The organism is Streptomyces narbonensis (assembly GCF_014649015.1).
In the GTDB taxonomy this organism is placed as follows: domain Bacteria; phylum Actinomycetota; class Actinomycetes; order Streptomycetales; family Streptomycetaceae; genus Streptomyces; species Streptomyces narbonensis.
This window is the reverse complement of record NZ_BMSF01000012.1, coordinates 152156-169574: the sequence shown is the minus strand read 5'-3', so window position 1 is coordinate 169574 and position 17419 is coordinate 152156. Positions and strand designations below refer to the sequence as shown.

Genomic DNA, 17419 nt, shown 5'->3' with positions numbered 1-17419 from the left:
GCCGGCCGACGGCAGACCCGTAGAAGCAGAAGTAACCGACTGCCGCAAAGGGGAAGCCATGACAGCGACGACCGACGGAAGCGCCGGGGCCGTGAGCCCCAGGGCGGCCGCGGCCAGTACCACGCACGACACCGACGCCCCGGCGTCGGGACTCGACGCAGCCGCCGCACGGGCCGCGGAGCGCGCCGTCGAGAACCTGCTCGCCCGCCAGGACCCGGAGGGCTGGTGGAAGGGCGACCTGGAGACCAACGTCACCATGGACGCCGAGGACCTCCTCCTCCGCCAGTTCCTCGGCATCCTCGACGCCGACACCCTCCGCGCCGCCGCGCTCCACATCCGCCGCGAACAGCGGGAGGACGGGGCCTGGGCCACCTTCTACGGCGGACCCGGCGAGGTCTCCGCCACCGTCGAGGCCTATGTCGCCCTGCGGCTCGCCGGGGACCCGCCCGAGGCCCCGCACATGGCCCGCGCCTCCGCATGGGTGCGCGCCCGAGGCGGTATCGCCGCAGCCCGGGTCTTCACCCGGATCTGGCTGGCCCTCTTCGGCTGGTGGCGCTGGGAGGACCTGCCCGAACTGCCCCCCGAGCTGCTCTTCCTGCCGAAGTGGTTCCCGCTCAACATCTACGACTTCGGCTGCTGGGCACGGCAGACGATCGTGCCGCTCACCGTGGTTTCCGCGAAGCGCCCGGTCCGCCCCGCGCCCTTCCCGCTGGACGAGCTGCACACCGACCCGGCCCGGCCCAACCCGCCCCGGCCGCTCGCCCCGGCCACCGGCTGGGACGGGATCTTCCAACGGCTCGACAAGGCGCTGCACGCCTACCACCGGATCGCCCCGCGCGCGCTGCGCGGGACCGCCATGAACGTGGCCGCGCGGTGGATCATCGAGCGCCAGGAGAACGACGGCTGCTGGGGCGGCATCCAGCCCCCCGCCGTCTACTCGGTCATCGCCCTCCACCTCCTCGGCTACGACCTCGACCACCCGGTCATGCGCGCGGGCCTGGAGTCCCTGGACCGCTTCGCGGTCTGGCGGGAGGACGGCCCTCCGGGGCCCGACGGGCAGGGAGGTGCTCCCACCCGCATGATCGAGGCCTGCCAGTCGCCGGTCTGGGACACCTGTCTCGCCGCCATCGCGCTCGCCGACGGGGGGCTCCCGCCCGACCATCCGGCCCTGGTCAAGGCCGTCGACTGGATGCTCGACGAGGAGATCACCCGGACCGGGGACTGGGCGGTGCGGCGTCCCGGGCTGCCCCCGGGCGGCTGGGCCTTCGAGTTCCACAACGACAACTACCCCGACATCGACGACACCGCCGAGGTGGTCCTCGCCCTGCGCCGGGTCAGGCACCCCGACCCGGCGCGGGTGGACGCGGCGGTGGCCCGGGGCACCCGCTGGACCCTCGGCATGCAGTCGCGCAACGGCGCCTGGGCCGCCTTCGACGCCGACAACACCAGCCCCTTCCCCAACAAGCTCCCCTTCTGCGACTTCGGTGAGGTCGTCGACCCGCCCTCCGCCGACGTCACCGCCCATGTGGTGGAGATGCTGGCCTACGAGGGGCGGGCCCAGGACCCCCGTACCCGCAGGGGCATCGAGTGGCTGCTCGCGAACCAGGAGCCGAACGGCGCCTGGTTCGGCCGCTGGGGCGTCAACCACGTGTACGGCACCGGTTCGGTGCTCCCCGCGCTCACCGCCGCCGGGCTGCCCGTCTCCCATCCGGCGGTCCGCCGGGCCGTCCGCTGGCTCGGGACCGTCCAGAACGAGGACGGGGGCTGGGGCGAGGACCTCCGCTCGTACGAGGACGAGGCGTGGATCGGCCGCGGTGCCTCGACAGCCTCCCAGACCGCGTGGGCGCTCATCGCCCTTCTCGCGGCCGGCGAGCGCGACTCCGAGCCCGTCCGGCGGGGCATCGCCTGGCTGGCCGAGACGCAGCGCGAGGACGGCACGTGGGACGAGCCGTACTTCACCGGGACCGGCTTCCCCTGGGACTTCTCCATCAACTACCACCTGTACCGGCTGGTCTTCCCGCTCACGGCGCTCGGGCGTTACGTGCACGGGGAGCCCTCGCCCGGCAAGGAGCGCTGATGGGCGGCGAGCCGGGTCGGGACCCGGCCTCCCGCCCCGGCACCGCCCCGCCGCTGCTCATCGCCTGCGCGCTCGGCATCGAGCGGTTCGCCCTGCGCAGCGGGGACCGCGGCGGCGCCCCGGGCCCGGTCACCGTGGTGCGTACGGGCATGGGGCCCGCCCACGCCCGCCGGACCGTCGCCCGGGTGCTCGGTGAGGAGCGGTGGGCGGACGCCGCCGTCATCGCCTCCGGCTTCTGCGCGGGTCTCGCCCCGGGCATGCACCCCGGGGACCTGATCGTCGCGGAGGAGACCCGCGGCCCCGACGGCACGACCCCCTGCGTCGGCACCGAGCTCCTGGTGAAGGCGCTGGTCAGGGCGGTGCCCGGGCGGACCGTCCACACCGGCCCGCTGAGCGGCTCCGACCACGTGGTGCGCGGTCCCGAGCGGGCCGCGCTGCGGGCCACCGGCGCGATCGCCGTCGACATGGAGTCCGCGGCGACCCTGCTGACCGCGCGGGAGGCCGGCCGGCTCGGGAGCGGGCCGGACGCGCGCCCGGTTGCGGCCGTCCGGGTGGTCGTGGACGCTCCAGAACATGAACTGGTCCGGATCGGCACGGTACGCGGGGGAATATCAGCCTTCCGTGTCCTTCGTGCCGTCCTTCCCGCGTTCTTCGAATGGCACCGTTCTTTGCTGCTCCCCAGGAGGTGAACGAGTTATGGCCATGCCGCTCCGTCAGTCCATCAGGGTCGGGACCTACCTCTTCGAACAGAAGCTCCGCAAGCGGGACAAGTTCCCGCTGATCGTCGAGCTGGAGCCGCTCTACGCCTGCAACCTCGCGTGCGAGGGCTGCGGAAAGATCCAGCACCCGGCGGGTGTGCTCAAGCAGCGCATGCCGGTCGCGCAGGCGGTCGGCGCGGTCCTGGAATCCGGTGCGCCCATGGTGTCCATCGCCGGCGGCGAACCCCTGATGCACCCCCAGATCCACGAGATCGTGCGCCAGTTGGTGGCGAGGAGGAAGTACGTCTTCCTCTGCACCAACGCGATGCTGCTCCGCAAGAAGCTGGAGAAGTTCACACCCTCCCCGTACTTCGCCTTCGCCGTGCACATCGACGGCCTGCGCGAGCGGCACGACGAATCCGTCGCCAAGGAGGGTGTGTTCGACGAGGCGGTGGCGGCCATCAAGGAGGCCAAGCGGCGCGGCTTCCGGGTCACCACCAATTCCACCTTCTTCAACACGGACACCCCGCAGACCATCATCGAGGTGCTCAATTACCTCAACGACGACCTGCAGGTCGACGAAATGATGATCTCTCCCGCCTATGCCTACGAGAAGGCCCCCGACCAGGAGCACTTCCTCGGCGTCGAGCAGACCCGCGAACTCTTCAAGAAGGCCTTCGCGGGCGGAAACCGGCGCCGCTGGCGCCTCAACCACTCCCCGCTCTTCCTGGACTTCCTCGAAGGAAAGGCCGATTTCCCCTGCACGGCCTGGGCCATTCCCAACTACTCGCTCTTCGGCTGGCAGCGCCCCTGCTATCTGATGAGCGACGGATACGTCCCCACGTACCGCGAACTCGTCGAGGAGACCGACTGGGACAAGTACGGCCGCGGAAAGGACCCGCGCTGCGCCAACTGCATGGCGCACTGCGGCTACGAACCCACCGCCGTCCTCGCCACCATGGGTTCCCTCAAGGAGTCCCTGCGCGCGGTCCGCGAGACCGTCTCCGGGAACAACCGGTGAGGCGGCCGACATGAGCGGGGAGTTCGACCTGCGGGCGCTGCTCGCCGAGCGCGGCGGCGAGCGCTACGAGCTGCACGCCAGGTACCTCAACCACCAGCTGCCGCGCATGCTCCACACCATCGGCTTCGACAAGGTGTACGAGCGGGCCGAGGGCGCCCACTTCTGGGACGCCGACGGCGTCGACCACCTCGACATGCTCGCCGGCTTCGGCGTGATGGGCCTCGGACGGCACCACCCCGTCGTCCGCAAGGCCCTCCACGACGTCCTGGACGCCCAGCTCGCCGACCTCACCCGCTTCGACTGCCAGCCCCTGCCCGGACTGCTCGCCGAGCGGCTGCTCGCGCACAGCCCGCACCTCGACCGCGTCTTCTTCGGCAACAGCGGCACGGAGGCCGTGGAGACCGCCCTCAAGTTCGCCCGGTACGCCACCGGGCGGCCCAGGGTCCTCTACTGTTCCCACGCCTTCCACGGGCTCACCACCGGCTCGCTCTCCGTCAACGGCGAGCAGGGCTTCCGGCAGGGCTTCGACCCGCTACTGCCGGACACCGCGATCGCCCTGGGAGACCTCGACGCCCTGGAGCGGGAGCTGCGCAGGGGCGACGTGGCCGCCTTCGTCGTGGAGCCGATCCAGGGCAAGGGGGTCCACGAGCCGCCGCCCGGCTTCCTGCGCGCCGCCCAGGAGCTGCTGCACCGGCACGGCGCGCTGCTGATCGCGGACGAGGTGCAGACCGGCCTCGGCAGGACCGGGGACTTCTACGCGTACCAGCACGAGGCCGGGGTCGAACCCGACCTGGTCTGCGTCGCCAAGGCGCTCTCCGGCGGCTACGTGCCGGTCGGCGCCACCCTCGGCAAGGACTGGATCTTCAAGAAGGTCTACTCGTCGATGGACCGGGTCCTCGTCCACTCGGCGAGCTTCGGGTCGAACGCGCAGGCCATGGCGGCCGGGCTCGCCGTCCTGTCGGTCATGGAGGACGAGGGCACGGTCGCCCACGCCCGCCGGATCGGCGACCTGCTCTCCGGCCGCCTCAAGGAGCTCGTGCCCCGCTACGAGCTCCTCCACGAGATCCGCGGGCGCGGTCTGATGATCGGGATCGAGTTCGGCCGGCCGTCCTCGCTGGGGCTGCGCAGCCGCTGGACGATGCTGCAGGCGGCCCGCAAGGGACTCTTCGCGCAGATGGTCGTGGTGCCGCTGCTCCAGCGGCACCACATCCTCACCCAGGTCTCCGGGGACCACCTGGAGGTGATCAAGCTGATCCCGCCGCTGATCATCGACGAGGCGGACGTGGACCGGTTCGTCACCGCCTTCACGGCGGTCATGGACGAGGCCCATGGGGGCGGCGGGCTGATGTGGGACTTCGGGAGGACGCTGGTGAAGCAGGCGGTGGCACAGCGCTGATCCGCACGGATCACGGTCGTCGTCGCCGTACGGCCCGCGGGTCGTCGTCCCCCGTACGGGCCACGGGACGGCATCGGTCCTCGGTGATCTTTGCCTCTGAGGCAAGAAACTTGCCTCAGAGGCATGATCCTGGCGCAATGGACGCATGGACCACGTCCCCGGGGAAACCTCCCCGGACCCCGCCACCCTCGGCGTCCTGCCCGACGTCGCCCCGCAGCTGAGGGCCCTGCGCCGCCGCCGGGGGCTCACCCTGGAGGCCGCCGCCCAGCGGGCCGGCCTCTCGCCGGCGCACCTCTCCCGGCTGGAGACGGGGAACCGGCAGCCTTCACTGCCGATGCTGCTCGGCCTCGCTCGTATCTACGGTACGACGGTCTCCGAGCTGCTCGGCGAGGCGCCGCCCGAGCGGGACCCCGTCGTCCGGGCCGGCCGCTCCGAGCCGGTCGAGGCCGACGGCTGGATCTACCGGCAGGCCGGCGGCGCCGGGCGGGCGCTGCAGTGCCTGCGCGTCCACGTGCCGTACGCCACCCGGGCCGACATCGTGCGGGTCCACCCCGGCGAGGAGTGGATCCACGTCCTGGAGGGGCGGGTGCGGCTCGCGCTCGGCGAGGCCGTCCACGTCCTCGATCCCGGGGACAGCGCGCACTTCGACTCGCTGACCCCGCACCGCATCGGCGCCGCCACCTCCGGCGGGGCCGAGCTGCTCTTCGTGCACACCCTGATGCAGAGTCCCGTCGCCGAGCTGTGCCTCGGTGACGGAACCCCGCACCGGCGCTGAAACCGCGCGATCCTCCGAGAAGAAAGGGCCGACATGTCCGACAAGTCCGCACCGGTCACCGGCGAAGAGCGCGGTGAAGGCAAGTTCCCCAAGGGGCTCGTGCTCCGCCTCTTCGCCTACCTGATCGCCGGTCACCTCTTCGCCGGCTTCCTCTACCTGCTCTTCATGCTGGGCGGCCAGAACCAGTAGGGGTCAGGGCCCGGTGAGGCCCTGACCCGGCCGGGTCACGCCTCGGTGAGCAGGCTCTCCCGCAGTCGCTCACGGGTCTCGGGGGCCAGCTTGAGCCCCTCCGCGAGGTAGGTCTCCACCGAGCCCCAGGTCGCCTCGATCGTCTCCAGGGCGGCCCGCAGATACTCCACCCGCGCGTCGAAGAGCGGGCTCAGCAGCTCCATCACCTCGGGCGACATCGCGTCCGCGGCGGTGGAGCTGCGGCGCACCTTGTACCGGCGGTGCGGGTCGTTCGACTTCACGTAGTCCGCCTCGATCGCCTCGCGCTCGACGCCGACGGCGAGCAGGGTGATCGCGATGGAGAGGCCGGCGCGGTCCTTGCCCGCCGCACAGTGCATCAGTGCCGGGACGCTCTCCTCGGCCATGGAGTGCAGGATCCGGCTGTGCTCCGAGGTCCGCTCGACCACCATCTTCCGGTACGAGTCGGACATTCGGGTCGCGGCCTTGCCGTCGCCCAGGATCTCCCGCAGCTGCGCTATGTCGCCGTCGCGCACCAGCTTCCAGAACTCCTTGCCGTCGGCCGGGTCGTTCAGGGGGATGTTCACGTTCCGTACGCCGGGGAGCTCGACGTCCGCCCCCTCGACCTTGCGGTCGGCCTCGTTGCGGAAGTCGAAGACGGTGTGCAGGCCCAGCGAGGCGAGGAAGGCGGCGTCGGTCTCGGTGGCGTGGGCGAGGTGGCCGCTGCGGAAGAGGCGGCCGGGTCGCACGGCACGCCCGTCCGTCGTCGGCAGGCCGCCCACGTCCCGGAAGTTGCGGACCTCGGCCAGCTCGGGTTCGTTCGCTTCGGTGGGCGGGACCTGCGGCAACTGCTGCGTCACGGATGCTCCTGGGGGGTCGTCGTTCGGGGGCCCGATGCGAGATCGGTGCCTCGGACAATCATCCAGGTGGGGCGGGGTCTGCGCACCCCCTCGGACGGTAATGGGCGATCTGTCCGAAATTGACCGTTAGGTCGAACGCGCCCTGTTTACAGGCGAGATGGGGGTCGGTGCGTGAGCAGGGTCATAGAAGTGACGGATCGTGGCCGAGGGCCCCGGGCAATTGCCGTACGGAAAAAGGAAATCGAGGGACCGTCATCGACGGAGGGTGACCGGAATTCCGTGCGGAATGCAGCCCGTGTAATGCCGGTGGAAATCTGCGGCTTGTTCGCTCCGACCCCGCTCGTCTAGCGTCACCGTCAATCCGGTCGGACCGCCGAATCCTGCCACCGTCCGGAATCCGCACTCATCCCATGTGTGGCAGGAGCGGGGGACCCAGGTAGTACGCCGGTCCCGCGACAACAGGACGGCTCGGGGTGAAGCCGCGTGAGAACGCGGCCGGGCATCTCCAGTCCGAACCCGACAGCTCACCTCGTAGGCGCCGGAGAGGAATTCGCCATGCCCGCGAAGGGTAAGCACCGCCGTCCCAGGATCAACCCGCTCACGCGTGGACTCGTCGCCGCCGGTACGGGAGGTGCCGTCGTCGCGCTGCCGCTCTTCGGCGCCACCGGAGCCCACGCCGCCGAGCAGGCCGCCCCGGCCGCCGTCCCCGCCCAGGCCGTCGCCGCGCAGGCCAAGGCTCCCGCCGCCCTCCAGGCCGCCCCCGCCGCCGCGAAGGCCGCGCCGAAGACGTACTCCGTCGTCAGCGGCGACTACCTGTCGAAGATCGCCGCCGAGCACCACCTCGCGGGCGGCTGGCAGAAGCTCTACGCGGACAACCGCCAGGTCGTCGGCGAGAACCCCTCGCTGATCCTGCCCGGGATGAAGCTCACCCTCGGCGCGAAGAACACCGCCGCCGCTCCGAAGAGCGCCGCGCCCAAGGCCGCCGCCCCGAAGGCCGCTCCGAAGGCCGCTCCGAAGGCTGCCGAGAAGAGCGACTCGTCGCAGGGTTCCGCCGATGAGACCCGCGCCTCCCGCAGCAGCCAGCGCTCCTCCGCGCCGGCCGCCACCGCCGCGCAGTCGGACGCCGGCTCCTCCTCCGCCGCGCAGTCCACCGGCTCCTCGACCGGCTGGGTCGCCCCCGTCAGCGGCGGCATCTCCACCCCGTACCGCGCCTCCGGCTCCATGTGGTCCTCCGGCTACCACACGGGTGTCGACTTCATCGCCTCCTCCGGTACGACCGTCCGCGCCGTCGGCGCCGGCAACGTCGTCTCGGCCGGCTGGAGCGGCGCCTACGGCAACGAGGTCGTCATCCAGCACGCCGACGGCACCTACTCGCAGTACGCCCACCTCTCCTCCCTGTCCGTCTCGTCCGGCCAGTCCGTGAGCGGCGGCCAGCAGATCGGTCTGTCCGGTTCGACCGGCAACTCCACCGGCCCGCACCTGCACTTCGAGATCCGCAGCTCGCCGAGCTACGGCTCCGACCTGGACCCGCTGGCGTACCTGCGCCAGCACGGCGTCTCCATCTGACGCAGCTCTCCACCCGAGTGGCCCGGCACCCCTGTGCCGGGCCACCGGTGCGCTCCGGCCTATTCCGGCTTGGCAATTTCTTTATCGGTGGCATATGTCACCCTCCGTCAACCCCTCCTTACGGTCGCGTAGGTCACATCCGAAGAGGAAGGATGTGCCCCTGTGGCAGACGATTCGAGATCAAGAGACAAGAACGCATTCGGGTCGTACGCGGCGATCGGTGACAGCTTCACCGAAGGCGTCGGAGACCCCGGGCCCGACGGGACGTACGTCGGCTGGGCGGACCGCTTCGCGGTGCTGCTCGCCGACCAGCTGCCGGAGCACGACGAATTCCGCTACGCCAACCTGGCCGTGCGCGGACGCCTGCTCGACCAGATCGTGGCGGAACAGGTCCCCCGGGCGAAGGAACTCGCCCCCGACCTGGTGACCTTCTGTGCCGGCGGCAACGACATCATCCGGCCCGGTACCGACCCCGACGACGTGGCCGAGCGCTTCGAGCGCGCCGTCGCGGACCTGACCTCCGCCGTCGGCACCGTGATGGTGACCACCGGCTTCGACACCCGCGACATCCCCGTGCTCAAGCACCTGCGCGGGAAGATCGCCACCTACACCGCCCACGTCCGGTCCATCGCGGACCGCTACGACTGCCCGGTCCTCGACCTGTGGTCCCTCAAGTCCGTGCAGGACCTGCGGGCCTGGGACGACGACCGGCTGCACCTCTCGCCCGACGGTCACACCCGGGTCGCCCTGCGCGCCGCCCAGGTCATCGGCCTGTCGGTGCCCGCCGACCCGGATCAGCCGTGGCCGCCGCGTCCCCCGCGCGGGACGCTGGAGGTGCGCCGCGACGACATCCACTGGGCCAAGGAGTACCTCGTGCCCTGGATCGGGCGCAGGCTGCGCGGCGAGAGCTCGGGCGACCACGTCGGGGCGAAGCGCCCCGACCTCATGCCCCTCTGAGGAGCGTCGCTCCGGGGGACGACGGACCGCCGGCCGGGATCCGCTCCAGGACCCCGCCGGCGAACACGTCGTACAGCGGCAGCGTCTCAAGATGGACGTAGCCGATGTGACAGTCGCAGACGGCGAGGGGGCAGGCCCGGGGGCGCAGTGCGGCGCGGTACGAACCGTCGTACAGGTTCCCCAGCTCGGCCTTGACGAAGTGGCAGCGCCGCACCGTCCCCTCGCCGTCCACCGAGATCACCGACTCGCCGGTACGGCAGGGCAGCCCCGCCGAGCGGTGTGGCCGTCTGCTGTACGGGAAGAGCGGATCGATCCCGGTCCACTCCTCGGCCTCCGCGTCCGTGTACGTGTGCCCCTCGGCCGCGTTCACCCAGAGGTAGACGTGCGGCGGCAGGGCGGCGCGCAGCCGGCGGGCGTCCTCCCGGTGCTCCGGCAGGCCGACCACGCCGACGCTGAACCGGATGCCCCGGTCCGCCAGCTCGCGGCACTTGCCGAGGAACCGCTCGTACGGCGTCTGGCCCGGGTGGTACGTGCACCAGAGGGCGACGGTCTCCGGGTCCGCCTCCGCCAGCCAGTCGGTCCGGCAGCTCAGGTTGGTCTGGATCGCCACCCTCTCGACGTGCGGGAGCCGTGACAGGTCGACGAGCGCCCGCCGGTACCAGGAGCGCACCAGGCCCTCGCCCCACGGGGTGAAGAGGATCCGCAGCCGGTCGCCGGTCTGCCCGGCGGCCCACCCGGTGAAGCGGTCGAGTGCGGCCCGGTCCGCGCGGAGCTGCTCGCGGCTGTCCCGGCGCTTGGCGAAGGGACAGTAGGGGCAGTCGAAGTCGCAGGAGGCGAGCGGGCCGCGGTAGAGCAGCGTCAGATCCACGGCCGCCCCCTACTTCGGCTCGTACGCGGCCATGGCGGCCCGCACGTCCGGCGAGAACAGCTCCGGGCCGAGCCCGTCCGAGTACGCGAGCCCTTCCGGCGAGAGCCGCAGCAGCCCCGCCGGGGCGTCCGCGTCGAGCCAGCCGAGGGCCTCGAAGCGGGCCAGCTCCGCGGGGAAGTCGGCGAACGGGGAGGAACCGAACCGCTCCTCGTAACCGGCGACCGGCATGCCCTCCGCCTGGAGCAGCGACTGGAGCAGATGGCGGCGACGGGCCTCCTCCGCGTCGACCCACCGGCCCACCTCCACGCGGGAGAAGTCCGCGCTCTCCGTGTAGGCGTCGATGATCGAGCGGATCTCGCGCATGTCGACCGCGTAGTCGAAGGAGTAGTGCAGCGCCGAGGTGTACGAGCGGGCCCCGCAGCCCAGGCCGATCATCCCGTCCGTCTGGCACGCGTAGTCGTCCGGGCCGAGGGGAGCGGCGTCCGTCCGCCGGAACATCCGCATCGACACCTGTTCGTAGCCGTGGGCGAGGAGGTGGTCCCGGCCGTACCGGTAGAGACGCAGCCGGGTCTCGTCCCACGCCCGGTCGGCCCGCTCCCGGTCCGCCGGGGAGATCCGACCGAGACCGGTCAGGGGGCGGACGTACAGCGGGTAGAGGTACAGCTCCTCGGGGCGCCAGGCGAGCGCCGCGTCGAGCGAGGAGCGCCAGGACCGCTCGGTCTGGCCGTCGATCCCGTAGATGAGGTCGATGTTCAGCACCGGGACCCCGGTGTCCCGGATCCGGCCGAGGGCCGACTCGACGTCCGCGCGGCGCTGCGGCCGGACGGCGGCCCGCGCCTCCGCCTCCACGAAGCTCTGCACCCCGATGCTGAGGCGCGTCGCGCCCCGCTCGGCGAGGAGCGCGAGCCGGTCGGCCGTCGCGGTCGCGGGGGAGGTCTCGACGGAGAGGGGCACCGCCCGCAGATCGACCCCCATGCGCTTCTCGGAGATGTCGCAGAGCCGCTCCAGCTCGGCGGCGGTGAGGAAGGTGGGCGTGCCACCGCCGAACGCGGCCGTCGCGAACCGCACCGGGGCCGCGTCGCCGAGCGCCTCGCGGACCGCCGCGGCCTGGCGGTCGAGGGCGTCGAGGTAGCGGGTGGTCAGCTCGTCGGGGGCGCCGATCCGGGTGAAGAGGTTACAGAAGCCGCAGCGGACCTCGCAGAACGGTATGTGCGCGTAGAGGGAGAGCGCGTCCTTCGGCTCGTCCCGCCAGAGGTCGGAGAGGGAGGGCGCGGGGGCGGGCAGCGGACGGTACGCCGTCTTGTGCGGGTAGGCGTAGACGTAACTGCGGTACGGGCGTGGGGTGGCCGGCTCGCTCATGCCGCCACCTCCCGCTCCGGGCCCGCCAGCTCGAACTGCGCGTACGGCACGGTCCACACGACCTCGTGGCCGAGGCGGTGCCCGGTGTGGCCGTCCTCCCCGTACGCCGTGCCGTGGTCGGAGCAGACGATCGCGAAGCAGGGACGCCGGCTGCTCATCGCGGCGAAGAGCCGGCCGATGTGCCGGTCGACGTATTCGAGGGCCGCCGCGTGGGTGGCCCGGGAGTCCCCGGCCTCGCGGGTCGCCCCCGGCTGGTGGAACCAGTTCGGCTGGTGCAGCGCGGAGACGTTGACGAAGAGGAAGAGCCGCCGGTCCTGGGGGAGCGCGGCGACGACCTCCTCGGCGCGGGTCACCTGGGACTCGAAGGAGGTCGGGGAGGCGACGCCGAAGGACGGCTCCCAGTGGCTCTCCTGGAAGAGGCCGGGGAGGACGGAGCCGAGGGGCGGCTGCTTGTTGAAGAAGCCCACGCCGCCGACACAGACCGTCCGGTAGCCCTCGCCGGCGAGGGCCGAGACCAGGTCCGGGGTGTCGTGGACGAAGGTCCCGCCGGCGGTCGACTCGCTGCCCGCGAACCGGGCGGCGAACAGCCGTGGGTGGGGTCCCGGGGTGTCCGGCGTCGGCAGGAAGCCGGCGAAGATCGCCTGGTGGGAGGCGTACGTGAAACTGCCGGGCGCGTGCCGCCGCTCCCAGGCCCCGCCGGGCAGATGCCGGGCCAGATTCGGGATGCGCCCCTCGGCCGCCAGCTCGGCCGCCACGTCGTACCGCAGCGTGTCGAGGGTGACGAGGAGCAGATCGTGGCTGCCGACGATCGCGTTCATGTCGGGCTGGTTCACGTGGTGCTCGTTCCTGTGGTGCTCGTTCGTGCAGTGATGGTGCGTGTGGCGCGGGTTCGTGCCGCGCTCGTTCGCTCCGGGTGGGGGACCTCGGGTGCGGGGCGGGCTGCCGGGAACTGCGCGGCGACCTGCGCCGCGTACGTGTCGAGGCCCTCGGCGCCGCTGCCCGGAAGACCCTTGAGGCCGGGCAGCAGATCGCCGAAGGCGTTGACCTCGCCCACCGCGAAGCGGCGCCAGCCGGTGGCGGGCAGCAGATCGACGCCCACGCACCGGGTCCCGGGGAAGGCCGCGGCGGCCCGCTCGCACACGCCGAGCGCGTCCTCCCAGCGCCCGCCGGCCGCGACGATCGCGGCCCGGGCGGCGGCCAGGTCGCCCCGGGCGCCCCCCAGATGCAGATTGGTCATCGGCGAACGGCTCGTGCGGACGACGGCATGGGTGGCCCGGCCGTCGATGACCACCACCCGCAGGTCGGCGGCCCGGCCGTCCTGGGTCGCCTTGGGCAGCCAGCGCTCGACGTGCAGCCCGTCGGGGGCGAGCGCGTCCACGATCGCGGCGATCTCCCGCTCGCCCGTGTAGCGCCGCACCCGCAGGGAGTTGAAGAGGCGCCCGTCCGGGCCGCGCTCCACCGAGGTCGTCGCCTGGATCCTGCCCGCGCCGTTCGACTCCACCGCGAGCACCCCCGAGGCGGAGGAGCCGTGCGCGAGCTTCACGAACACCCGCCGCAGCCCCGCCGCGTCGAGCAGTGACCGGAGCTCGTCCCAGCCGCCCACGGCCGGGGCGGCGGGCCCCGAGGTCGGGGACTCGGGCACCGGCACACCGGCCGCCCGCAGCCTGCCGTGGCTCAGCCGCTTGTCGAACAGGACCGCGAGCTCGCCGGGATCGTCCACGAGCGCGGCGCCCGCGTCCCCGACGGTCCCCGCGAGCGCGGAGACGGCGGCGGTGAACCGGGTGTACCAGCGGCCGGAGCCCTCGACCCGGGCCGGGTCGTCGACCCCGCGCAGCAGCCGGTCTGCCTCCGGGTCCTCACCGGGCGAGTCCAGCCTTACGGTCTCGCCGGCGGCGAACCGCGCCCGGCCGCACAGGACGTCCGGCCAGGACACCACCCGCGCCCCGGGCAGCCCGGCGGCCCGCAGCGCGTCCTGGAAGAACGCGACGCGACGACCCGCCGGATCGCCGACGACGACGAGGCGCGGGTGGACGGTCATTCGGCTACCGCGACGTACCGGTAGACCTCGCCGTCACCGTCGTCGTCCGGCTCCTGGGCGTCGTCCAGGTCGACCGTCACGCCGTGCGGGACGAGTGCGGCGCGCACCCGCTCGCTCATCGCGTCCGACAGGTAGTGGTGCGAGAGGTCGAGGTGGCCGAGGTGGGTCAGCGGCTGCCCGTCGAGCAGGGCGGTCGCGCCCTCGTCGGTCAGCACGCCCATGGAGAGGTCGAGCCGCTCGATCCGGGCGACGACCGGGGCGCCGGCCACGGCGGCGGCGATCTCGTCCTGGATGACGCTGTTGCACAGCCCCAGGTGGCGCAGGGCGGGGAAGCCCGTGCCGGCGAGCAGCGGCGCGAGGTCCTCGGCGGTGGCGTCGCCGCCGTACTCGTCGGTCCCGAGCCAGAGTTCGAGGTTCTCCAGCGCGGGCAGCTCGCTGCCGACGATCCCGCGCACGACCGTGGCGGGGAGGCCGCCCGTCTCGACCGTCAGGGCCTCCAGACCCTCGTGCCGGACCGGAGGGAAGAGCAGTCCCGTGCCCCCGCGCACCCCGAACTCCCGCAGGGCCGGGTACGCGGTGAGCAGCGGCGTCACGTCCGACTGCACGATCCAGGAGATCTCGCAGTCCTCGCCCGTCATGTCCCCGAGGAACACCGCGCGCAGGTTCGTGAGCCGGTCGCGGGCGGCGACCAGCGCTTCGACGACGAACGCGGACGAGGTCTCGTACGGCTCGTCCCAGCCCCCGACCACCAGCGCGCGCACCCGCTCCGCGTCGACCGTCTTGAGGAACCGCTCGAAGAGCGGCTCCCAGTGCTCGTCCCCGGGGTCGCTGTAGGTAGGGGCGGAGATCCGCCAGGCGACCGCCTCCGCGTCGGGCAGCTCGGTGACCGAGGCCGTGCTCTCGTCGGGGTCCGCGAGCACGCCCGGGAAGTCGAACACGGGAAGGCCGTGGAACTCGTGCTGGTAGATCCCGATGGGCATGACAGTGCTCCAGACAACGGACGACGCTGAACGGCTGATGCCAAGAGTTGTACCAAGCGGCACCGACAACGCCCTCCGCCGGGGCTGCCCCACCGGAACCCGCTACGAGTATCAATGTCAGACCCTGCCCCTAGCGTCGGTTCTCGTGTTCGGCGGATCGGTGCCGAACGGGGAGGGGAGAGCCATGTACCGGCAGGGAGACGTGCTGATCGCGCCCGTCGAGGAGACGGCCGTACCGGCCCGGGCGAAGGGCGCGGCGGGGGAGCCGAGGGACGCCAGGGGCCGCCTGGTCCTCGCCCTCGGCGAGGTGACCGGGCACGCCCATGCGATTCCCGGGCCCGGCCGGCTCGTGCGGGAGCCGGGGCCCTTGGGTCCGCTGCTCCTCGAACTGCCGGAGGGCGGCCGGGTGGTGCACGAGGAGCACGCTCCGATCCCGCTGCCAAAGGGCTGGTACCGGGTCGTGCGCCAGCGGGAGTACGTCCCCGGCGCGTACCGGATCGTCGCGGACTGACCGAGAGAGACCAGGGGGACATCGACATGAACCACACCACCGCACAGGACAAGTGGCGGGCCGTCGCCGCGGCCACCGGACCGGCCGACCGCGCCGCCGCTGAGGCCGGGGTCCGGCTCGCCTACCGCGCGGCGGGGCTCGCCGAGCCCTCACGCGTGCTGTGGGCGGCCTCGCCGCTCGCGGCCGTCGCGCTCGTCCGGGGGCTCACGGACCCGGGCCGTTCGGTACGGGACGAGGTGCGCACCCGGCCCTGGGCCGAGGAGCGGCGGCGCCTCCACGACGCGCTCGGCCCCGCGGGCTGGGCGGCGCACTGGCAGGCGACCGGCGCGGGACTCTGGGACCTCACGCGGGCGCTCGCCGAGCGGATCCGGGCCGGGGTGACGGAGGAGGTAGGGGCAGAAGGGGAGGCGGGAGAGGCAGCAGAGGGGGCGGGAGAGGTAGCAGGGGAGGCTCGGGGAGATCGGGAGGCGACCGCCGTGCGGCTCGTGCTGCTCGACGCGGTGCTCGGCCAGCACGACGCCGCCTGGCTGGCCGCCTTCGACGGGCGGGGCGAGCGGCTCACGGGTCTCGCCGCCGTCGCCGAGCACGCCGGCTGGTGGTGGCCCTACGAGGACGTCGCCGTGGTCTGCGAGCGTCCCCTGGAGCTCCACCGGGACGAGGCCGGCCGCCTCGACCGAGGTGACGGCCCGGCCCTCGCGTACGCCGACGGCTTCGCCCTCCACGCCTGGCGCGGGATGCCGGTCGCCGCCGACTTCCTCGCCGGTCTCGCCGGCCTCACCCCGGAGCGGATACGGGCGGAGGAGAACGCCGAACTGCGGCGCGTGATGCTGGAGCACTACGGCTACGACCGCTACCTCGCGGAATCCGGCGCCCGGCACGAGCACCGCGACGAGACGGGTGTCCTGTGGCGCGTCGAACTGGCCGACGACGAGGACGTGGTGATGGTGGAGGTGGTCAACTCCACGCCCGAACCGGACGGCAGCCACCGCACGTACTGGCTGCGGGTGCCGCCCGCGACCCGGACCGCCCGGGAGGGCGTCGCCTGGACCTTCGGACTCTCCGCCGAGGCGTACGAGCCGCTCGTCCAGACCTGAGCGGGGCCCGGTGCGCGGAACGGCTGGTACGGAGAGGTGAAGGGTGCCGCCCGTCAGGAGTGGCGTGCGGGAGGCGGCGGTGCCGGGTGCTGGGATGTGCCCGCCGGAGCCCCGGCACCCACCCCCGAAGGGACCGCCTGTGACGACCCGCCAGCCCCGGACCGCCCGTTCCGCGACGATCGCCCACGCCACCTCGAAGACCACCAGCACCTCGAAGAGCGCCCGCGCCTCCACGGCCGCCCGCGCCGCCCGTCTGTTCGCCGCCACCGCCGTCCTCGGTGGGCTGCTCGTGGGCACGGCCGCCCCCGCCCTGGCCGCGGCGCCCGGGCGGACGGCCCCGCGGCCCGCCGCCCAGGAGGCCGCGCCCGCCACGGTCAGTGTCAGCGGGAGCGGCCGGGCGGCCGCCGCACCGGATCTGGCGGTCCTGTCCGTCGGGGTCGAGGCGAGCCGCAAGACGGCGAAGGAGGCGATGGCCGCGCAGAGCGCCGCTGCCAAGTCCCTGCTGGACGTGCTGCGCAAGGAGGGGATCGAGGACAGGGACATCCGGACCGACAGCCTCTCGCTGGCTCCGGTCTACACGCAGAACACCGCCGGGGAGAGCAAGGTGACCGGCTACCAGGCCGGCCAGTCCTTCTCCGTGAAGGTCCGCGACCTCGACAGGACCGGGCCGGTCATCGGCGCGGTGAACGAGGCCACGGGGGACGAGGGCCGGGTCAACGGCGTCGTCTTCGACGTCGCCGACCCGTCGGCGCTGCGGGCGAAGGCGCGGGAGGCCGCCTTCCAGGACGCGTACGAGAAGGCCTCGCAGCACGCGCGGCTCAGCGGGCACCAGCTCGGCCGGCTGGTCTCCCTCAGCGAGGGCGACTCGGTGCGCCCCGGCCAGGGCGCCCTCCCCTCGATGCCCGCGGACGAGCCGGGCGTCCCGCTGGCGCCCGGCGAGATCGAGGAGCAGGTCACCGTCTCGGCGGTCTTCGAACTGGTCTGAGGCTACGGACCGGGCGGTCCCGCCGCCCTGTCCGTTCCTTCCTCTCCG

17 protein-coding genes and 1 riboswitch are annotated in these 17419 nt (G+C 72.8%); of the genes, 11 read left to right on the top strand and 6 right to left on the bottom strand.

Annotated features, from left to right (window positions below; translation table 11 throughout):
- Window positions 1–58 precede the first annotated feature (58 nt).
- The 6 genes from shc to IE124_RS23350 all read left to right on the top strand — a co-directional run bounded on the left by shc (window position 59) and on the right by IE124_RS23350 (window position 6156).
- Window positions 59–2077, top strand: a complete 2019-nt coding sequence (gene shc / locus IE124_RS23375; RefSeq protein WP_189509894.1) for a squalene--hopene cyclase — start codon at window positions 59–61, stop codon at window positions 2075–2077.
- Window positions 2077–2766 carry a phosphorylase family protein gene (locus IE124_RS23370; protein ID WP_189509893.1) on the top strand — a complete coding sequence of 230 codons (690 nt, stop codon included), beginning with the start codon at window positions 2077–2079 and terminating at the stop codon, window positions 2764–2766. Before shc ends, IE124_RS23370 begins: the two co-directional genes overlap by 1 nt.
- Window positions 2767–2773: 7 nt before the next feature.
- Window positions 2774–3796 carry an adenosyl-hopene transferase HpnH gene (gene hpnH / locus IE124_RS23365; RefSeq protein WP_189509892.1) on the top strand — a complete coding sequence of 341 codons (1023 nt, stop codon included), beginning with the start codon at window positions 2774–2776 and terminating at the stop codon, window positions 3794–3796.
- 10 nt (window positions 3797–3806) lie between these two features.
- Window positions 3807–5192: an aspartate aminotransferase family protein gene (locus tag IE124_RS23360; protein WP_189509891.1), complete on the top strand. Its 1386-nt coding sequence runs from the start codon at window positions 3807–3809 to the stop codon at window positions 5190–5192.
- A gap of 145 nt (window positions 5193–5337) precedes the next feature.
- Window positions 5338–5967 carry a helix-turn-helix domain-containing protein gene (locus IE124_RS23355; RefSeq protein WP_189509890.1) on the top strand — a complete coding sequence of 210 codons (630 nt, stop codon included), beginning with the start codon at window positions 5338–5340 and terminating at the stop codon, window positions 5965–5967.
- 33 nt (window positions 5968–6000) lie between these two features.
- Entirely contained in the window at window positions 6001–6156 is a 156-nt protein-coding gene (locus tag IE124_RS23350; protein ID WP_189509889.1) for a DUF6126 family protein, read from the top strand.
- Between the two features lie 35 nt (window positions 6157–6191).
- Here IE124_RS23350 and IE124_RS23345 read toward each other — a convergent pair whose 3' ends face one another.
- Entirely contained in the window at window positions 6192–7013 is an 822-nt protein-coding gene (locus tag IE124_RS23345) for a tyrosine-protein phosphatase (RefSeq protein ID WP_189509888.1), read from the bottom strand.
- 388 nt (window positions 7014–7401) lie between these two features.
- A riboswitch (cyclic di-AMP (ydaO/yuaA leader) is annotated at window positions 7402–7566 on the top strand.
- 2 nt (window positions 7567–7568) lie between these two features.
- Here IE124_RS23345 and IE124_RS23340 point away from each other — a divergent pair.
- Both IE124_RS23340 and IE124_RS23335 read left to right on the top strand, forming a co-directional pair.
- Complete coding sequence (locus tag IE124_RS23340; RefSeq protein ID WP_189509887.1) at window positions 7569–8579, top strand: M23 family metallopeptidase; 1011 nt, start codon at window positions 7569–7571, stop codon at window positions 8577–8579.
- A gap of 162 nt (window positions 8580–8741) precedes the next feature.
- Window positions 8742–9536 carry an SGNH/GDSL hydrolase family protein gene (locus IE124_RS23335; RefSeq protein ID WP_189509886.1) on the top strand — a complete coding sequence of 265 codons (795 nt, stop codon included), beginning with the start codon at window positions 8742–8744 and terminating at the stop codon, window positions 9534–9536.
- Here the strand turns inward: IE124_RS23335 and IE124_RS23330 are convergent.
- The 5 genes from IE124_RS23330 to IE124_RS23310 are packed head-to-tail and all read right to left on the bottom strand — an operon-like array spanning window position 9523 to window position 14781.
- Entirely contained in the window at window positions 9523–10404 is an 882-nt protein-coding gene (locus IE124_RS23330; protein WP_189509885.1) for an STM4011 family radical SAM protein, read from the bottom strand. The genes IE124_RS23335 and IE124_RS23330 overlap by 14 nt on opposite strands.
- Before the next feature lie 9 nt (window positions 10405–10413).
- Entirely contained in the window at window positions 10414–11763 is a 1350-nt protein-coding gene (locus IE124_RS23325) for an STM4012 family radical SAM protein (protein ID WP_189509884.1), read from the bottom strand.
- Entirely contained in the window at window positions 11760–12581 is an 822-nt protein-coding gene (locus tag IE124_RS23320) for an STM4013/SEN3800 family hydrolase (RefSeq protein WP_189509979.1), read from the bottom strand. Before IE124_RS23320 ends, IE124_RS23325 begins: the two co-directional genes overlap by 4 nt.
- Before the next feature lie 11 nt (window positions 12582–12592).
- A complete protein-coding gene (locus IE124_RS23315) occupies window positions 12593–13801 on the bottom strand; it encodes an STM4014 family protein (RefSeq protein ID WP_189509883.1) in 1209 nt (402 codons plus the stop codon).
- Window positions 13798–14781, bottom strand: a complete 984-nt coding sequence (locus IE124_RS23310; protein WP_189509882.1) for an STM4015 family protein — start codon at window positions 14779–14781, stop codon at window positions 13798–13800. Before IE124_RS23310 ends, IE124_RS23315 begins: the two co-directional genes overlap by 4 nt.
- Window positions 14782–14965: 184 nt before the next feature.
- Here IE124_RS23310 and IE124_RS23305 point away from each other — a divergent pair, with 184 nt between their 5' ends.
- The 3 genes from IE124_RS23305 (at window position 14966) to IE124_RS23295 (ending at window position 17371) form a co-directional block, all read left to right on the top strand.
- Window positions 14966–15292: a DUF8820 family protein gene (locus IE124_RS23305; RefSeq protein WP_189509881.1), complete on the top strand. Its 327-nt coding sequence runs from the start codon at window positions 14966–14968 to the stop codon at window positions 15290–15292.
- Between the two features lie 26 nt (window positions 15293–15318).
- Window positions 15319–16386, top strand: a complete 1068-nt coding sequence (locus IE124_RS23300; RefSeq protein ID WP_189509880.1) for a DUF6745 domain-containing protein — start codon at window positions 15319–15321, stop codon at window positions 16384–16386.
- Window positions 16387–16525: 139 nt separating this feature from the next.
- Window positions 16526–17371, top strand: a complete 846-nt coding sequence (locus IE124_RS23295; RefSeq protein WP_268246750.1) for an SIMPL domain-containing protein — start codon at window positions 16526–16528, stop codon at window positions 17369–17371.
- The last annotated feature ends 48 nt before the right edge of the window (window positions 17372–17419 follow it).